Raw genomic sequence first — 16,084 nt, 5'->3', positions numbered from 1 at the left:
CGAACCGCCCCGCCTCGTCGTAAGGTCAGATCATGCGAATTCTCGTGATCGAAGACGACGCCCAGGCCGCGCAGTACCTGACCAAGGGTCTGCGCGAGAGCGGATTCGTCGTGGACCATGCGCCGGACGGGCCGCAGGGACTGTTCCTGGCGACCAGCGAGACCTACGACGCGATGATCGTCGACCGCATGCTGCCCGGCATGGACGGCCTCTTGATTGTCGAGACCATCCGGCGCAACGGCAACCAGACGCCGGTGCTGTTCCTGAGCGCCATGGGCCAGGTCGACGACCGCGTCCGCGGCCTGCGCGCCGGCGGCGACGACTACCTGACCAAGCCCTATGCCTTCACCGAGCTCCTGGCCCGGCTGGAGGCGCTGCTGCGCCGGGGCGCCGCGCCCGCGGCAGCGCAGACCGAGCTGCAGATCGGCGACCTGAAGATGGACCTGCTGTCGCGCAGCGTCACCCGCTCCGGCCGCAAGATCGACCTGCAGCAGCGCGAGTTCCAGATCCTGGAGTACCTGATGCGCCATTCCGGCCAGGTGGTCACCCGGACCATGCTGCTGGAGAATGTCTGGAACTATCACTTCGATCCGCAGACCAACGTGATCGACGTCCATATCAGCCGGCTGCGGCAGAAGATCGACCGGGACTTCGACACGCCGCTGCTGCAGACCGTGCGCGGCGCCGGATACTGCCTCCGTGCATCTGATTAGGGTCCTTCGCAGCTCGACCTTCCGCTACGCGATCATCTACATGCTGGTGTTCGGGATCTCCGTCGCCGGCGTCCTGGGCTTCGTGTACTGGCAGACGGTGCGGGTGATCGCCTCGCAGACCGACGACACCATCCAGGCCGAGATCACGGGCCTGGCCGAGCAGTACCGCCAGTTCGGCCTGCTGGGCCTTGTGCGCATCATCCGCGAACGCAGCCAGGCCGCCCCGGGCCGGCGCGGCCTGTACCTGCTGGCCGACCGCAACTACAACCGGATCGAGGGCAACCTGTCGTCCTGGCCGCCGATCGCCCGGAGCGCCGTCGACAGCACGGTCGATTTCCTTGTGGCGACCGATGCCGGCGGGGATTCCAAGCCCCAGGTGGCGCGGGCCCGCACCTTCGCCCTGGCCGGGGGCTTCTACCTGCTGGTCGGGCGCGACATGACCGAGCGCACCGACTTCACCAAGCTGATGACCGATGCGCTGATCGGCGGTCTGATCCTGACCGCCGTGCTGGGCATCGCCGGCGGCATCCTGATGAGCCGCAGCCTCCTGGCCCGGATCGAAGGCATCAATCGCGGCACCGAGGGCATCCTGCAGGGCGACCTGACCCGGCGCATGCCGGTGCGCGGCAACCGCGACGAGTTCGACCGCCTGGCCACCAGCCTGAACGCCATGCTTGACCAGATCGACGGGCTGATGACCGGCATGCGCGGCGTCGCCGACAACATCGCGCACGACCTGCGCAGCCCGATCTCGCGGCTGCGCAGCCGGCTGGAGGTCACGCTGATGAGCGAGACCGACGCCGACGGCTTCCGCCGGGCGATGGAAGACGCGATCCGCGAGGCCGACGGCATCCTCGCCACCTTCAACGCGCTGCTCGAGATCGCGCTGGCCGAGGCCGGGGCGGTGCGCGACCGGTTCAGCCCGATCGAGCTGTCGGCGCTGGCCGCCGATGCCGGCGAGCTGTACGGCCCGGTGGCCGAGGACAAGGGCCAGAGCCTGGCGACCGCGATCGAGCCCGGCGTGACCGTGCCCGGCAACAGCCACCTGCTGGCCCAGGCCGTGGCCAACCTGCTGGACAACGCCATCAAATACACGCCGGAGGGCGGCCGGATCTCGCTCGACGTCCGGCGCGACGGCGACGGCGCCGTGCTCGACATCCGCGACAGTGGTCCGGGCATCCCGGAGGAGGCGCGAGGCCGGGTGCTGGACCGCTTCGTCCGCCTCGACGCCAGCCGCAGCGCCCCGGGCGCCGGGCTGGGCCTGTCGCTGGTCTCGGCCGTGGCGCGGCTGCACCGGGCGACGCTGACCCTGGCCGACAACGCGCCCGGTTTGCGCGTCACGATGCGCTTCCCGCATGTGGCGCCGGCCAATCATCGGGACGGACATCAGGACCCGGCGTAATATTCAGACCTGACTGCGGGCTGGATGCCGCGGCTACTCCGGGTGCTCGTGTGTGCACTCCAGGCCATTCTCGCCATTCGTGCACTCCCAGATGGTAGAGGGGCCGGAGATGCCCGCCATCGGTCCGTCGCCGATATCCGCGAGAGAAAACCGGTCGGCGAGATTGCCGTACTTCACCTTCAGCGCCCGGAAAGCCTCGACAAACTCCTTCTGCTCCGCATTCAGCGGTGCCATCTTCTTCTGCTTCGTATCGGCTGTCGCCGAGCCTGCAAACATCGCGGCAGCAGCCACAAGCACGGGAATGAATTTCATCATCGACGGTCTCCAATATCGATTGGGACGCAGCCGGGCTTCTGGACGAGGTGGAGCACACCGGCCCCGTCTTCCGATGGAACCTTGAAGTTCGACACCGACTCATCCCATCACAATCGGGATTGTCGCGCGTCATATGAATGAATGATGCGACCTGCGCAGCCGAAGGCCACGCAGCTATAATCCGCCGGCGAGATCCCGCCGCATCACCTCGACCAGCCCGTCGAACACATCCTCGGTGCCGCCGATACGCTGGCGGCGGGCGCCCTCGCCGCCGGCCAGGAACGCCGCCTGTTCGGTGAACTTCATCCGGGTCCGGCTGCCGGCCGGCAGCAGCTCGATCGTCGCCAGCGAGGCCGAGACCCGCTGGCCGCCGAAGGTCATCTCATAGGCGTAGAGGATCCGCTGGCCGGGTACGATGTCGAGGTAATGGGCCCGGAACGTCATCTCCTGCCCGTCGGGCATCCGCCAGTGCTTGGCCTCGATGCCGCCGATGCGGAAATCGAACAGGTCCTCCAGCACCGTCCACTCCGGATGGCAGTCGGTCCAGCGCCGCTTCAGCGCCGGCTCCGCCCAGAAGCGGAAGGCATGCGCCGGGCTGCCGGGCAGGTCGCGCTCGACGACGAAAGTGGTGTGGTCGACGGTGCTCACGGCGTCTCCTCGGGGATCTCATGCATCAAGGCCTCCAGCCGGTCGAAGGCGGCGTTGAGGGCGGCTTCGCGGTCGCGGACCCAGTCGGCGATCACGGTCAGGGCGGCGGGCTGCAGGCTGTAGGTGCGGGCGCGACCCGCCTTGCGCGACATGACGATGCCGCTGTCCTCCAGGATCTTGAGGTGCTTCACCGCTGAGGGCAGGCGCATCCCTGCCGGCTCGGCCAGTTGCTTGACCGTGGCCGGGCCGCGGCTCAGGCGTTCGGCCATGCCCCGGCGGTTCGGGTCCGACAGGGCGATGAAGATGCGGTCGAGGGGCTGCATGCCTCAATCCAACAGTTTCCTTATATGGAAACTATCAGAGATCAGCCGTGAGGGCAACAACAGTTTCCATTCTCGGAAACCGTCCAGCCAGCCCTCATTGGACTCTTTATCATCTCGTCATGGCGAGCCCCAAAGGGGCGCGGCCATCCAGCGGCACCGGCCACTGGATGGCCACGGCGCTGCGCGCCTCGCCATGACGGGTTATTTTTTTGGGAACGCTGGTGTACTCCGGCCCTACCCCTTCACCGCCCCGGCCGACAGCCCCTCGACCAGGAAGCGCTGGAGATAGACGAAGCCGAGCGCGATCGGCACCACGGCGAGGACCGAGGCGGCCATCAGCCCGCCCCAGTCGGTCAGATGCGAGCCCTTGAACAGCATGATGCCGGGCGTGAGCGTCCGCCGCGCGTCGCTGTTGATCAGCACATAGCCGAACATGAACTCGTTCCACGCCGTGACGAAGGCGAAGACCGCGGTGGCGAAGATGCCGGGCGCCGAGACCGGCAGCAGCACCCGCAGGATGAAGCCGGTGCGGGAGCAGCCATCGATCTCCGACGCATCCTCCAGCTCGCGCGGCACGGCGTCGAAGAAGCCCTTCAGCATGAAGGTGCAGAGCGGGATGGTGAAGGTGCAGTAGACGATGATCAGCGCCGCATAGGTCGACAGCAGGCCGAGGCGCTGCATCAGGATATAGAGCGGCACCAGCAGCAGCACGCCCGGGATCATCTGCGACAGCAGCAGCGCGCCGCCGACCAGGCGAGACAGCGTCAGATAGGCCCAGCGGCTGAGCGCGTAGCTGCAGAACACCGAGACAGTGATGGTCAGGATGGTCGACCCGGCGGCGACGATCAGGCTGTTGCGGAAATAGGTCAGGAACTCGCTGTCCAGCAGCACCCGGGTGAAGTTCGACAGGGTCGGCGCGTCGATCCAGAAGCTGGGGTCGGCGCTGCGCACCTCATCCACCGGCTTCAACGCCGTGTCGACCATCCACAGGAAGGGGAACAGGCTGTAGGCCGCGAACAGGATCAGCGTGCCGTAGGTCACGAGACTGCGCAGCGACCGCTGGGAGGAGCCGACGACCATGGCTCAGCCCTCGTTTCGGCGCCGGGCGACGCCGTAGTGGTAGACGAAGAACAGGGTGGCCAGGAACGCCATCGACATCGAGGCCACGGCGCAGGCGGCGCCGACGTCGAAATCCTGCATGGCGTAGCGGTAGATCATGATCGGCAGCGTCTCCGACGCGTTCAGCGGGCCGCCTTCGGTCATCACCCAGATGAAGTCGAAATTGATCGCGGTCCAGACGATGTGGATGAAGATCAGGGTCAGCGACACGGTGCGCAGATGCGGCAGGGTGATGACCCGGAAGCGGCGCCAGGCCCCTGCCCCGTCCACCGCCGCGGCCTCGTGCAGCTCGCGCGGGATCGCCTGCAGCGCGGCCAGCAGGCTGAGGGTGTAGAAGGGATAGCTGCGCCAGATGTTGACGAAGGTCACGGTCAGCAGCGCCGTGTCCATCTGGCCGAGCCAGGGATAGGGCGCGTCGAGCAGACCCAGCTTCACCATCCAGATGTTCAGGATCCCGTAATCCGGCGTCAGCATCCAGGTCCAGTTCAGCCCGGCGACGGCGATCGGGATCACCCAGGGGATGATGATCAGGCCGCGGAAGATCGCCCGGAACCGCACCGGCTGGGCCAGCGCCACGGCCGAGGCGAGGCCGAGCGCGTATTCGCCCGCCACCGACAGCCCGGTCCAGATGGCGGTGTTCCAGAGGGCCGGCAGGAAGTCGCCGTCCTCCCACACCGTCAGGTAGTTGTCCCAGCCGGCGAAGCCGGTGACCGAGGGATTGACCAGGTTGACGTATCGCAGGCTGTCCCACAGCACCCGCAGCAGCGGATAGGCGACCAGGACCAGGACCAGGATCGCGGCCGGCGCCAGGAAGACCAGCGCGGCGCGCCGGATCCGGGCGGCGCGGGTCGGGGGACGGCGGGTGTCGACAGGCCGCGGCGGCGCCGATGCGCGTATCCCGATCTCGGCCGCAGCCTTCATGACGCTAAATCTCCCTGGTGCTTCGTCACTGAAGGGCCGGAGCCCGCCCCCTCACCCGAAATCGCTCCGCGATTTCGACCTCTCCCCGAGGGAGAGGTAAGTTTCCCTCTCCTCGGGGAGAGGGAGGGGCCCGACGCCGAAGGCGGCGGGAGGGTGAGGGGGTGACGCCGGCCGAGCCCCCCTTCTGCTACGACGAGCTCAGCTCGCCGGACTGGCGCAGCGCGCGGTTGACCTGCTTGCCGAGCCAGGCGGCCACCTCGGCCGGATCCTCCTTCTTCAAGAGCACACGGCCGATCGATTCTTCCATCGCCCGGGTGATCTGGCCCAGCGCCACCGGCGGGAAGACCACGCCGGTCGGCGCCAGCGAGGAGAAGCCCTCGCCCCACACGCCGGGGCTGACCACATCCTTGCGGATCGAGGTCGTCGGCCGCCCCGCCGCCTGGTAGTCGCGGCCGGTCATGAAGGCGGCGAAGGCCCAGGCCTCCTTCGGGTGCTGCGTCGACTTGTAGAGGAAGAAGGGGTTGATCTCGAAGAAGGTCGCCGGCTTCAGCTTGTAGGGCGGCGGCGCCACCTTCACATCGGCCATGGTCTGCGGGTTCTGCTGGGCGCGCGACTGCATCCAGGCGCCATCGACCGCCATGGCGTATTTGCCGAGGGCAAAGTTGCTGTCCTCCTGCTCCCAGCCCCAGCCGGCGGCTTCGGGCTGCATCGCGCCCTCGTCCAGCAGGCGGCGGTAGAAGGCGAAGACCTCGGTGGCCCGCGCCAGCTCCGCCGGGTCGTCGGCCCAGCTGTTCTTGTAGCCGCCGTCCGGCTGGCGCCGGGCGATGGCGACGTCGTTCTGGGCCAGGTACATGACCAGTTCCTGCGGCGCCCGCACGCCGGTGCCGGCGATGGCGAAGCCGTACTGCCCGGTGGCCGCCTTGACCTTCTGGGCAGTCGCGATCAGCTCGTCCCAGGTCTTCGGCGGCTCGGCGATGCCGGCCTTCTTCAGCATCTCCTCGTGATAGAGCAGCGCGCGGATGCCGAGGTAATGCGGCATCGCCATCAGCTTGCCGTCGATGGTCAGCGCCTCGATCACGTTGGGATAGATCCCGTCGCGCCCCGGCCAGTCGGCGGCATAAGGGGTGAGGTCGAGCAGCGCGCCCATGCGGTACAGCTCGCCGAACCATTCCGCCAGGCCCCAGGAGATGTCGGGCGCGTCGCCGCCGGCGACCGCCGTCACCAGCTTGTCGTGCAGGGCCCCGAAGGCGATGTTCTGGGTCTCGATCCTGATGTCCGGATGCGCCTGCTCGAAGGCGGCGATCTGCGCCTGCATCGCCTTGGCGTCGGGCTGGGCGGGGTCCCACGCCACCCAGAAGCGCAGGGTCACCGGCTCGGCCATGGCGGGCAGCGCCAGCAGCACCCCCGCCAGCATGAGCACGATCCTGGTCAATCTCATCATCGCCTCCCCTCGTTGATGGTCCGCCGGGGCGTTGATCGCCCCGGTCAGCTCGCGGCCTTGGCCGTGGCCCGAGCCTCGCGCAGCTGGTCGACGCTGCGCACCGACAGGCGGGCGGCGCCGCCCCAGTCGCGCGTCGCCACGCCGCCGCGGGCCAGGCGCTGCTTCGCGCCGTCGATCGCCTCGGCGTATTGCGGCAGCCACCCCGCCCGGGCCACCAGCAGCTCGTCGACCATCTGCCAGACCTCGTCCGGGTTGCAGACGGCGCCGACCAGCGGGTCGTGCAGCACGGCCAGGCGCAGCAGATCGAGGTCGCCGGTCACTGCCGCCTTGACCGCCATGCGCTGGACGTTGACCGAGGCGCTGCAGGTGGCCGCACAGCCCAGCGGCAGCTCCAGCCCCGCGGCCATGTTCAGACCGAAGCGGTCGACGAAGCCCGGCGTCTCGACGATGCAGTCCTGCGCCAGGTTGGTGATCAGCCCCTCGTTGCGCCGGTTGAAATGGCCGCGATAGACCCGGCCGGTCTCCAGCGCCTCGATGATGTAGCTGCCGTGCTCGTCGGAGCGGCGGTAGTCGGACAGCGGCGCCCCGGCCTCGGACAGCCAGCGCGGGAAATCGGTCTCGAACCAGTTCCGCTGCTCGGTGCAGTGGCGCAGATAGCCGCCGGTCTCGCCGTTGATCCAGTTCGACAGGTCGATCCAGCGGTTGATCTCGTCCGGCCGCTTCCGATACCAGGGCAGGTATTCGCTGAGATGGCCGTTGCTCTCGGTCGAGTAGCAGCCGAAGCGGCGCAGCACGTCGATCCGGACCTTCTCTTCCTTGCTGTAGCGCGGGTGGCGCTCGAACGCCTCCAGCAGTTCCGCCGCCTCGATCTTCCGGCCGCGGAAGCGGATGTCGATGTACCAGGTCTGGTGGTTGATGCCGGCGCAGATGTAATCCACCTCGCGCGGATCCTCGGCCCCCAGCACCTCGGCGATCTGATGCCAGCCGTGCTGCACGCCGTGGCACAGGCCGATGGTGTTGGCGACGCCGCCATGCTCGATCGCGGCCCAGGTGTTCATCGCCATCGGGTTGGCGTAGTTCAGGAACCACGCCCCCTCCTCCGCCTCCGCCCGGATGTCGCGGCAGAAATCGAGGATCTGCGGGATGTTGCGCTGGCCGTACAGGATGCCGCCGGCGCAGATGGTGTCGCCGACGCATTGGTCGACGCCGTATTTCAGCGGGATCTCGATGTCGCTGGCGAAGGCCTGCAGCCCGCCGACCCGGACGCAGCTGATGACGTAGCGCGCGCCTTCCAGCGCCCGGCGCCGCTCCAGCGAGGTGGTGACCTTCGCCGGCAGGCGGTTGGCCTCGATGTCGCGGCGCAGGATCTGCGCCACCATGTCGAGGTTGTCGGCATTGATGTCGTGCAGCGCGAATTCGGTGTCCTGCAGCTCCGGCACCTTCAGCATGTCGCGCACCAGCTTCCGGGTGAAGCCGACGCTGCCCGCGCCGATCACGGCAACCTTCATCGCATCCTCCCAGGGCCTGACAGCCCCTCGGCAAGCCATTTCGTGCTATGGTCTATGGGGCCGGGAAAACCGGCGAAAGAGGAATTTCGTGCGATCATGGGACATTCCATGCTGTCGGCGCTGCGCGAGCGGCTCCCTGGCGGAGTCTCGGTGGTGTTCCCGAAGGACCGCTACCGGCTGCACGCCATGGTCACCAGCGCCGGATACGACCGCTGCACCGACCCCGGCTACGACTGGCACGGGCTGAAGCGCGGCGACGCGCCCTTCGTGCTGCTGCAGCACACCATCGGCGGCCGCGGCCATCTGCGGGTCGAGCGCAGGCGCTGGGAGCTGCGGCCGGGCCAGACCATGCTGCTGCGCTTCCCGCACGACAACCGCTACTGGCTGGGCCGAAACCCGGAATGGGAGTTCTTCTGGCTGTGCCTGAACGGCCGCGAGGTGCTGCGGGTGTGGCGCGAGGTCATCGCAGCCCACGGCCCGGTGGTGATGCTGCCGGACGGAGCGGTCGAGCGGCTGGCGGGCTTCTGCCTGTCGGCGCTGCAGGGCGAAGCCGCCAGCCCGGCCCGCGCCTCCGCCCTCGCCTACAGCGCCGCCATGGGGCTGGCCGAGGAGCTGCTGCCTTGGGGCGAGATGCCGGCGGCGTCGCCCCGGCCGGCGGCGATCGAGCGCGCCGTGTCGCTGTGCGCCGGCCAGCCGGCCGAACGGATCGACGTCGCCCGCATGGCCAAGGCAGCGGGTTACAGCCGCTATCACTTCAGCCGGGTCTTCGCCGCACATGAAGGCACGACGCCGGCCCGCTACCTGCTGCGCCTGCGCATGGAGGAGGCGGCGCGGCTGCTGCATGTCGACGAGGCGCCGGTCAAGGTGATCGCGCAGCGCTGCGGCTTCGACGACGCCAACTACTTCCCCAAGGTGTTCCGCCGCTTCTACGGCATCGGCCCGCGCGACTTCCGCCGCAGCGGCATGTATGCCGGGGCGATGCGGGCCGGCCGGGGGGACGAGGCCGGCCCGCCGCCTCCGGCCTAGCCGGCGTTGCCGCCGCCGGCGATGGCCGACGGCTTGCCGCCGACGGGGATGTCGAGCCCCTGCTTCAGGCTGTTCAGGTAGAATTCGCGGATGCGGCCGTTCTCCGGGTCGCTGACGAAGGCACTGTTGCCGATGACGGCGACGGCCGGTGCGGGCGCCGCCGCGTCCCAGGCGCAGTCGAAGGCCGGGACGGCGACGAACTCCGCCACCTCCTTCCACTCCGGCGCGATCTCGTAGACGCGCAGCTTGCCGTCCTGGGTCAGATTGACGACGCGCTTGCCGTCGCTGGTCAACTCGTACTGGCACACCGCCTGGCCGTCGGGGATCTGGAACACGTCCTCGGCCGTCAGCGTCTCGGCCTTCGGGTCGATCCGCAGCAAGGCGGCGAACGGACGTCCCTGGTCGCCGCCGTAGTTCGCGACCAGGTGCTGTCCCGCCGGGCCGGCCTTGATCGTGCTGGCGCGGCGGCCGTCGGGATAGGCGAGCTTGCGCGCGCCCCACGCCCCGTCCGGCCCCTTGCCCACGACCAAGACGCCGCCGTCGCTGGCGGCATCGCCCTCGATCTCGGCATTGCAGCCGAAGACATGGACGTCCTGCAGCCCGGCATGGCCGTGGAACTCCTTGCACGACCTGTCCGGGTCCGCCGTGTCGTTGAAGGACGCGACCGGCTTCCAGCCCTGCGCCCTGTCGAGGATCTGAAAGCCGTTCGGCCGCGACGACACGGTCTTGTCGTCGCCCTTGGCATAGGCCTCCTTCGACACCGAGACCAGGAACCGGTCGCCGCCGAGCGGCACGGCGATGCCGTGCTGCGGCGCGGGCGCCGGCCAGACGGTGGTCTCGACGGTGTCGTCGTCCAAGGCGTCGAGCCGGATCGCCACCACCTTCGGGTCGCTCTCGCCCAGCCAGGGGCGCTGCCCGTCATAGAAGACCGTCAGCCACCCCTGCTCCGACACGACATGGGACGGCTTGTCGCCGGTGAGGGCCAGGTCGAGCAGCTTCACCTCGCCCTTCTCGATGTCGAAATGGTCCTCGTGCGATTCATAGAACAGGCCGCTGTCCAGGAACCGGATGGTGCCGGCTTCGTCGCCCGTGCGGATCACGACGAAGCGGCCGCCTTCGGTCGCGATCAGCGTCGGGTCGGCCTTCGACACCTCGAAGCTGTGCGTCACCTTCGCGGAGTCCAGGTCGAGCACGCTGACGACGGGCTTCTCGTGGTCGGCGAAGACCAGACGGCCGCGCGACACATGCTCATGGGCGGAAGCGTCGGCAGAGAGCGCGGCCAGCAGCGCTGCGGCGGCGGACAATCGGGATGCGGTCATGTCGGGCGGGCTCGTGGAATTTGTGATTTGAATTTATGTTATATCATAACAGAACAAGGCAACAAGACACTGCTCGCGTTCCATTCACCGTCATGGCGAGCCGGCGAAGCCGACGTGGCCATCCCAGGGGGTTGGTGCGAGCGGCTCTGGATGGCCCACGCCCCTTCGGGGCTCGCCATGACGGAACGGACTGGGGGTTGGTCCCGAGACTCCCGCCTCAGACCTCGACCCGGATCGTTGCCGACAGCAGTTCGGCGCGATCGGCCCTGGTGCCGACCAGGATCTCGATCTCGCCGGCCTCCAGCACCGGCTTGAGATCGAGGCCGGGGAACTGCAGCGCCTCGGCCGCCAGCGGCAGGCGCAGCAGCTGCTTCTGGCCGGGGGCCAGAGCCGCCTTGGCCATGCCCTTCAGCTCGAGGAGCGGCCGGGCCACGCTGGCCACCGGATCGCGGGTGAACAGGAACACCGTCTCCTCCCCCGCCACCCCCCCGGTGTTGGTCACCGCCACCTCGACCGTCAGCGTCTCGCCGGGGCGCAGCACCGGGGCGGAGACACGCAGGTCGCCGAGGGCGAAGCGGCTGTAGGACAGGCCGTGGCCGAAGGGGAATTCCGGCGTCGACGGCAGGTCGATGTATTTGCTGGTGTAGTGCTGGTCTGGGTCAGTCGGGCGGCCGGTGTTGCGCTCACCGAAGAAGATCGGCACCTGGCCGACATCGCGCGGCCAGGTCACCGGCAGCCGGCCGGAGGGGTTGACCGCGCCGGTCAGCACGTCGGCGACAGCATGGCCGGCTTCGTGGCCGAGGAACCAGGTGGCGGCGACCGCCGCCGCGCGCTCGAACAGCCAGGGCAGCATCAGCGGGCGGCCGGAGGTCAAGAGCGCCACCACCGGCACGCCGAGGTCGAGCACCGCCTCGGCCAGGTTGCGCTGGCGGCCCGGCAGCCCGGGCCGGGCGCGGCTGGCGGCCTCGCCGCTCATGATCGCCGCCTCGCCGACGCACAGCAGCACGATCTCGGCGCCGCGCGCGGCCTCGACCGCCGCGGCGATGCCGGCGTCGCCGCCGGTCTCGATCTCGGTGCCCGGGACATAGGCGATCTCGGCCTGCGGCAGGGCGGCCTTGATGCCCTCGAGGATGGTCACCGCCTCTTCCCACCACCCGGCGCCGGCCCAGGAGCCGAGCATCTCCGTCCGCGCATCGGCCAGCGGGCCGATCACGGCGATGCGCTTCGCCGTCGGCGCCAGCGGCAGCACGCCCTTGTTGGTCAAGAGCACGATCGACTTCGCCGCCGCTTCGCGCGCCAGGCGCCGCCGCTCCGCCGCGTGGAAGGCGTCGGGCACGGCGACGACGCGGCGATAGGGATCGGCGAACAGGCCCAGCCGCTGCTTCAGCCGCAGCACCCGGCGGACCGCGTCGTCGATCTCCGCCTGGGTGACCAGGCCGCGCTGCAGCGCCGTCGGCAGGCCGGCGGCGTAGGCGCCGCTCATCATGTCCATGTCGACGCCCGCCTTCAGCGCGAGCGCCGCGGCCTCGACCGCATCGGCGGCGACGCCGTGGGCCAGCAACTCCATGATCGCGTTGTAGTCGCTGATCACCGCGCCCTCGAAGCCGAGCTCGCCGAACAACGTGCCACGCAGCAGGCGGGCGCTGGCGGTCATCGGCACGCCGGCGACGTCGTTGAAGGACGGCATCACCGTGGCCGCTCCGGCGGCGACGGCGGCGGCGAAGGGCGGCAGGTAGACCTCGCGGATCGCCCGGTCCGACACCTCGGCCGAGTTGTAGTCGCGGCCGGCGAGCGCGGCGCCGTAGGCGAGGTAGTGCTTGGCGCAGGCCGCCACCGCGCCGGGCGCCGAGAGGTCGGCGGTCTGGTAGCCGCGGACCTTGGCCTCGGCGATGCGGCTGGCGAGCCAGGGGTCCTCGCCAGGGCCCTCGGAGATGCGGCCCCAGCGCGGGTCGCGGGCGATGTCGAGCATCGGCGAGAAGACGAGGTCGAGGCCGTCCTCCGCCGCCTCCATCGCCGCCTCGCGGGCCGTGTGCTCCCACAGCTCGGGCGAGAACAGCGCCGCCTCCGCCAGCGGGATCGGGAAGATGGTGCGGTGGCCGTGGATGACGTCGAAGGCGAAGAGCAGCGGGATCTTCAGCCGCGTCTCCTCCACCGCCATCCGCTGGGTCTCGCGCACCCGCTCCGGCCCCCAATGGTTGAACAGGCTGCCGATGCGGCCGGCGCGGATGCCCTCGGTGACGTCGCCCGGCAGCCCCGGCCCGGTGATCGCCAGGGTCGACGACATCATGGTGAGCTGGCCGATCTTCTCGTCGAGCGTCATCGCCGCGAGCAGGGTTTCGATCCGATCCACAGCCGACTCCGCCTAGCCGCCTCCCCGGGAGGCCCGCCCGGGATGAAGACAAAAAAAACGGGCGCCGGAAAGGGGAAACCGGCGCCCGAGTCGAGGGGAAGAATGAAGAAGGCCGAGACTGGGATCAGGCCTTCGGCAGCTTCAGCGCGACGAAGCGCTGGTCGCCCTGGCGGTTGATCAGCAGCATCACGGCGTTGCGGTCGGCCTCCTTGGCCGCCTTGACCTGCTTGGCCACCTCGGACGGGGTCTTCACCGTCTCGCTGCCGACCCGGACGATGACGTCGCCGGGGCCGACCCCGGTCTCGCGCGCCGGGCCGTCCTCGCGGATGCCGGTGACGAGCACGCCCTCGACCTCGTCCGGCACGGCGTATTCGCGGCGCACCTTCGGCGTCAGGGCCGAGAGCGACAGGCCGAGCTGGTCGTCGACCGCGGGGCCGTTCTCCTCGGCGCTGGCGACCTTCTCCTGCGAGGCCGGCAGCTTGGCGATCTCGACCGAGACGGTCTCGGACTTGCCGTTGCGCAGCACCTCGACCGGCACGGTCTTGCCGGCGGCGGTGTCGGCGACCAGGCGCGGCAGGTCGGACAGCTGGTTCACCGGCTTGCCGTCATAGGTGGTGATCACGTCGCCCTGGTGCAGGCCGGCCTTCAGCGCCGGGCTGTCGTCCTGCACGTCGGCGACCAGGGCGCCGCGGGCCTTGTCGAGGCCGAGCGCCTCGGCCATCTCCGGCGTCACCTGCTGGATCTGTACGCCGAGCCAGCCGCGCTGGACGCTGCCATGCTCGCGGATCTGGGTGATCACCGTCTTGGCCAGGTTCGACGGGATGGCGAAGCCGATGCCGACCGACCCGCCCGACGGCGAGTAGATCGCGCTGTTGATGCCGATCACCTTGCCGCTTGTGTCGAAGCTGGGGCCGCCCGAATTGCCGCGGTTGATCGGCGCGTCGATCTGCAGGAAGTCGTCGAACGGGCCGGAATGCAGGTCGCGGCCGCGGGCCGAGACGATACCCGCCGGGACGCTGCCGCCGAGGCCGAACGGGTTGCCGACGGCGACGACCCAGTCGCCGACCTGGGCCGCGTCGCTGTCGCCCCACTCCACCGCGGTCAGCTTCTTGTCGGTGTCGATCTTGAGCAGGGCGAGGTCGGTCTTCTCGTCGGTGCCCACGACCTTGGCCGGGATCACGGTGCCGTCATTGAGGGTGACGCTGATGTTGTCGGCGTCCTTCACCACGTGGTTGTTGGTGACGATGTAGCCGGCCGGGTCGATGATGAAGCCTGAGCCGGCGCCATGGATCACCTGGTCGCTCTCTCCGCCGCCGCCGCGCGGGCCGCGACGGCGGGGCTGCTGCTCGTCGAAGAAGCGCTTGAAGAACTCGTCGAAGGGCGAGCCGGGCGGGAACTGGCGCATCCGCGGGCCGTTGCCGCCCTCGTCCTCATCGGCCATCTGCGAGGCCGACGGACGCTCGGTGGTCGAGACATTGACCACGGCCGGCGTCACCTGGCGCACCAGGCCGGCAAAGGAACCGGGAGCGGACGGGACGATCGAGGTCTGCGGCTCGGTCTGGTTCTGCGCCACCGCCGGATGGTCGAAGGTCAGGACAGCCCCGACCGGCACGCCGATCAGGGCCGTGCCGAGCAGCAGCGCCGCCGTCATCCGGCGGAGGCCGGTCCGAGGGCCGCGATCGTCGGAACCGAAGGGGGTCTTCATCTGCATCATCTCCACCACTGTCCAAAGCGCCGGGCCGCGATCGGTCGGCATGTGATGCACAAGATGGGATGCCGGCGTTTAACCTCCTGTTTCGACGCCATTAATTCGGCTTAATATTGATCCGCCGCGGGGCGGCCCGGCAAAGCTGTCGGCGTCCTGCCCCCAACCTTAACGAAAAGTATGTTGCCGGCCTGACCCTCGAGGCGCAGAACCAGACCATGGTTTCGGCCAGTGCCGGCAGTGCGCATCAGCGCCCCGCCAGCATCCGACGACCAACTGTCGGCGCGACCCTTGTGTCGTCCATGCCGGCAACTGGGAGAACCGAACGGTTGTTCTTGGCGCCGGTCGGACCCATATCCCGAATTATCGGCCGATACAGTCGTCATCCGTCAGGATGGGCCGGAGAAAGATGCGATGGTGACAGCATTCCTGGTCGTCTGGGCCGTGGTCGGCCCCTCCGTCGGCCTTGCCGTCGGCGCCTGGTGGTGCAGCCGCGAGCGGGAGGAGCCGGACCGGCTCGGTTCCCGCCATGCGGTGCCGTCTACCGAACGATCGCTGGGGTGGCGCTGACCGGCGGCCGCGCCGCAGCCGTCAGATGATGGTCAGGATCGACTGAAGCTCGGCCGGATCGATCTCGGGCTGCGGGTCTCCCCAATGCGCCGGCGTCTCGTCCGAGATCTGGCTGAGGACGTGCACGCGGACATCGCGGCAGCCGTCGATCCGCTGCTGCACGGCGGCATCGGCCGGCCAGACGGTGGCGACCAGCATCAGCACGTAGGCGAGATCGTCGGTCGCGTCGGAGAGCGGCAGCAGCAGGGTTCGCTTGCGGACGCTGTCGAGCCCGTCGGACAGCGCGAATTCGGCGTAGAGCGGCCGTTCGGAGAGCTGGACCGACATCAGCGCCCGGCGCATCGCCTCATGGCGCTCGCCGGTGCACAGCTCCTCCAGCGGCCGCCCGGGCAGGCTGCGGTCCGAAGGCAGCCCCGCGCCCTGGGCGTCCAGAGCGAAGCGGAACGTTCCCTCGCACGGCATCCAGGCCCACAGCAGGATCGGCGGCGGCAGCCGGCTCAGGCTGGCGAAGATCATGTCGTCACAGGCCGGAAGCCGGCCCTTCGCCGCGAGCTGGCCCCATATCCGGTAGACCGTCCGCAACTGCCGGTCCGCGATCGCCTCGTCGAACGCCACGCTAACCATCCCCCCACAGGAAGCTCGCCGCACACGCGAGAAAACTCTGCTCTCACATCCTAAACTATGCATCCCCCAATTGGAGGATGACATTGAAAGTTTTGATACA

At 69.1% G+C, this 16,084-nt stretch carries 15 protein-coding genes; 4 read left to right on the top strand and 11 right to left on the bottom strand.

Going from position 1 to position 16,084, the window contains the following annotated elements; all coding sequences use genetic code 11:
- Positions 1–32: 32 nt before the first annotated feature.
- Complete coding sequence (locus LG391_RS00275; protein WP_225764302.1) at positions 33–713, top strand: response regulator transcription factor; 681 nt, start codon at positions 33–35, stop codon at positions 711–713.
- On the top strand, positions 700–2,115 hold the full coding sequence (locus LG391_RS00270; RefSeq protein ID WP_225764300.1) for a HAMP domain-containing sensor histidine kinase: 1,416 nt from the start codon (positions 700–702) through the stop codon (positions 2,113–2,115). Before LG391_RS00275 ends, LG391_RS00270 begins: the two co-directional genes overlap by 14 nt.
- Before the next feature lie 33 nt (positions 2,116–2,148).
- Here LG391_RS00270 and LG391_RS00265 read toward each other — a convergent pair whose 3' ends face one another.
- The 7 genes from LG391_RS00265 to LG391_RS00235 all read right to left on the bottom strand — a co-directional run bounded on the left by LG391_RS00265 (position 2,149) and on the right by LG391_RS00235 (position 8,390).
- Positions 2,149–2,430: a hypothetical protein gene (locus tag LG391_RS00265; protein ID WP_225764297.1), complete on the bottom strand. Its 282-nt coding sequence runs from the start codon at positions 2,428–2,430 to the stop codon at positions 2,149–2,151.
- 174 nt (positions 2,431–2,604) lie between these two features.
- Positions 2,605–3,078, bottom strand: a complete 474-nt coding sequence (locus tag LG391_RS00260; RefSeq protein WP_225764295.1) for an SRPBCC family protein — start codon at positions 3,076–3,078, stop codon at positions 2,605–2,607.
- Positions 3,075–3,401, bottom strand: coding sequence for a helix-turn-helix transcriptional regulator (locus LG391_RS00255; RefSeq protein WP_225764292.1), 327 nt, complete (start codon positions 3,399–3,401; stop codon positions 3,075–3,077). Before LG391_RS00255 ends, LG391_RS00260 begins: the two co-directional genes overlap by 4 nt.
- A 234-nt stretch (positions 3,402–3,635) precedes the next feature.
- Complete coding sequence (locus tag LG391_RS00250; RefSeq protein ID WP_225764290.1) at positions 3,636–4,481, bottom strand: carbohydrate ABC transporter permease; 846 nt, start codon at positions 4,479–4,481, stop codon at positions 3,636–3,638.
- Between the two features lie 3 nt (positions 4,482–4,484).
- Positions 4,485–5,441, bottom strand: coding sequence for a carbohydrate ABC transporter permease (locus LG391_RS00245; RefSeq protein ID WP_225764288.1), 957 nt, complete (start codon positions 5,439–5,441; stop codon positions 4,485–4,487).
- Between the two features lie 187 nt (positions 5,442–5,628).
- Positions 5,629–6,879 (bottom strand): ABC transporter substrate-binding protein, encoded by a 1,251-nt coding sequence (locus tag LG391_RS00240; RefSeq protein WP_225764286.1) that lies wholly within the window; start codon positions 6,877–6,879, stop codon positions 5,629–5,631.
- A gap of 47 nt (positions 6,880–6,926) precedes the next feature.
- Positions 6,927–8,390 (bottom strand): alpha-glucosidase/alpha-galactosidase, encoded by a 1,464-nt coding sequence (locus LG391_RS00235; RefSeq protein ID WP_225764284.1) that lies wholly within the window; start codon positions 8,388–8,390, stop codon positions 6,927–6,929.
- A 96-nt stretch (positions 8,391–8,486) separates the two neighbouring features.
- On the opposite strand from LG391_RS00235, the gene LG391_RS00230 reads away from it, so the two are divergent.
- A complete protein-coding gene (locus tag LG391_RS00230) occupies positions 8,487–9,416 on the top strand; it encodes an AraC family transcriptional regulator (RefSeq protein WP_225764282.1) in 930 nt (309 codons plus the stop codon).
- Here LG391_RS00230 and LG391_RS00225 read toward each other — a convergent pair.
- The 3 genes from LG391_RS00225 to LG391_RS00215 form a co-directional block, all read right to left on the bottom strand.
- Positions 9,413–10,735, bottom strand: coding sequence for a hypothetical protein (locus LG391_RS00225; protein WP_225764280.1), 1,323 nt, complete (start codon positions 10,733–10,735; stop codon positions 9,413–9,415). The two genes, LG391_RS00230 and LG391_RS00225, sit on opposite strands and share 4 nt — an antisense overlap.
- Positions 10,736–10,952: 217 nt before the next feature.
- Positions 10,953–13,085 carry a glycoside hydrolase family 3 N-terminal domain-containing protein gene (locus LG391_RS00220; RefSeq protein ID WP_225764271.1) on the bottom strand — a complete coding sequence of 711 codons (2,133 nt, stop codon included), beginning with the start codon at positions 13,083–13,085 and terminating at the stop codon, positions 10,953–10,955.
- A 124-nt stretch (positions 13,086–13,209) separates the two neighbouring features.
- A complete protein-coding gene (locus LG391_RS00215) occupies positions 13,210–14,790 on the bottom strand; it encodes a DegQ family serine endoprotease (RefSeq protein ID WP_225764269.1) in 1,581 nt (526 codons plus the stop codon).
- Between the two features lie 414 nt (positions 14,791–15,204).
- On the opposite strand from LG391_RS00215, the gene LG391_RS00210 reads away from it, so the two are divergent.
- Positions 15,205–15,360 (top strand): hypothetical protein, encoded by a 156-nt coding sequence (locus tag LG391_RS00210; protein WP_225764267.1) that lies wholly within the window; start codon positions 15,205–15,207, stop codon positions 15,358–15,360.
- Between the two features lie 21 nt (positions 15,361–15,381).
- Here LG391_RS00210 and LG391_RS00205 read toward each other — a convergent pair whose 3' ends face one another.
- Positions 15,382–15,975 (bottom strand): hypothetical protein, encoded by a 594-nt coding sequence (locus LG391_RS00205; RefSeq protein ID WP_225764265.1) that lies wholly within the window; start codon positions 15,973–15,975, stop codon positions 15,382–15,384.
- Positions 15,976–16,084: the final 109 nt, after the last annotated feature.

The organism is Inquilinus sp. Marseille-Q2685, from assembly GCF_916619195.1.
Lineage (GTDB): Bacteria > Pseudomonadota > Alphaproteobacteria > DSM-16000 > Inquilinaceae > Inquilinus.
The sequence above is the reverse complement of the archived record's forward strand: the minus strand, read 5'-3'. Positions and strand labels throughout refer to the sequence as shown.

What these genes read in the sequence shown, in the direction of transcription:
- LG391_RS00275 (WP_225764302.1), top strand. Translation starts at nt 33, where the DNA reads ATGCGAATTCTCGTGATCGAAGACGACGCCCAGGCCGCGCAGTACCTG.
- LG391_RS00265 (WP_225764297.1), bottom strand. Translation starts at nt 2,430, where the DNA reads ATGATGAAATTCATTCCCGTGCTTGTGGCTGCTGCCGCGATGTTTGCA.
- LG391_RS00255 (WP_225764292.1), bottom strand. Translation starts at nt 3,401, where the DNA reads ATGCAGCCCCTCGACCGCATCTTCATCGCCCTGTCGGACCCGAACCGC.
- LG391_RS00250 (WP_225764290.1), bottom strand. Translation starts at nt 4,481, where the DNA reads ATGGTCGTCGGCTCCTCCCAGCGGTCGCTGCGCAGTCTCGTGACCTAC.
- LG391_RS00245 (WP_225764288.1), bottom strand. Translation starts at nt 5,441, where the DNA reads ATGAAGGCTGCGGCCGAGATCGGGATACGCGCATCGGCGCCGCCGCGG.
- LG391_RS00240 (WP_225764286.1), bottom strand. Translation starts at nt 6,879, where the DNA reads ATGAGATTGACCAGGATCGTGCTCATGCTGGCGGGGGTGCTGCTGGCG.
- LG391_RS00235 (WP_225764284.1), bottom strand. Translation starts at nt 8,390, where the DNA reads ATGAAGGTTGCCGTGATCGGCGCGGGCAGCGTCGGCTTCACCCGGAAG.
- LG391_RS00230 (WP_225764282.1), top strand. Translation starts at nt 8,487, where the DNA reads ATGGGACATTCCATGCTGTCGGCGCTGCGCGAGCGGCTCCCTGGCGGA.
- LG391_RS00225 (WP_225764280.1), bottom strand. Translation starts at nt 10,735, where the DNA reads ATGACCGCATCCCGATTGTCCGCCGCCGCAGCGCTGCTGGCCGCGCTC.
- LG391_RS00215 (WP_225764269.1), bottom strand. Translation starts at nt 14,790, where the DNA reads ATGAAGACCCCCTTCGGTTCCGACGATCGCGGCCCTCGGACCGGCCTC.
- LG391_RS00210 (WP_225764267.1), top strand. Translation starts at nt 15,205, where the DNA reads ATGGTGACAGCATTCCTGGTCGTCTGGGCCGTGGTCGGCCCCTCCGTC.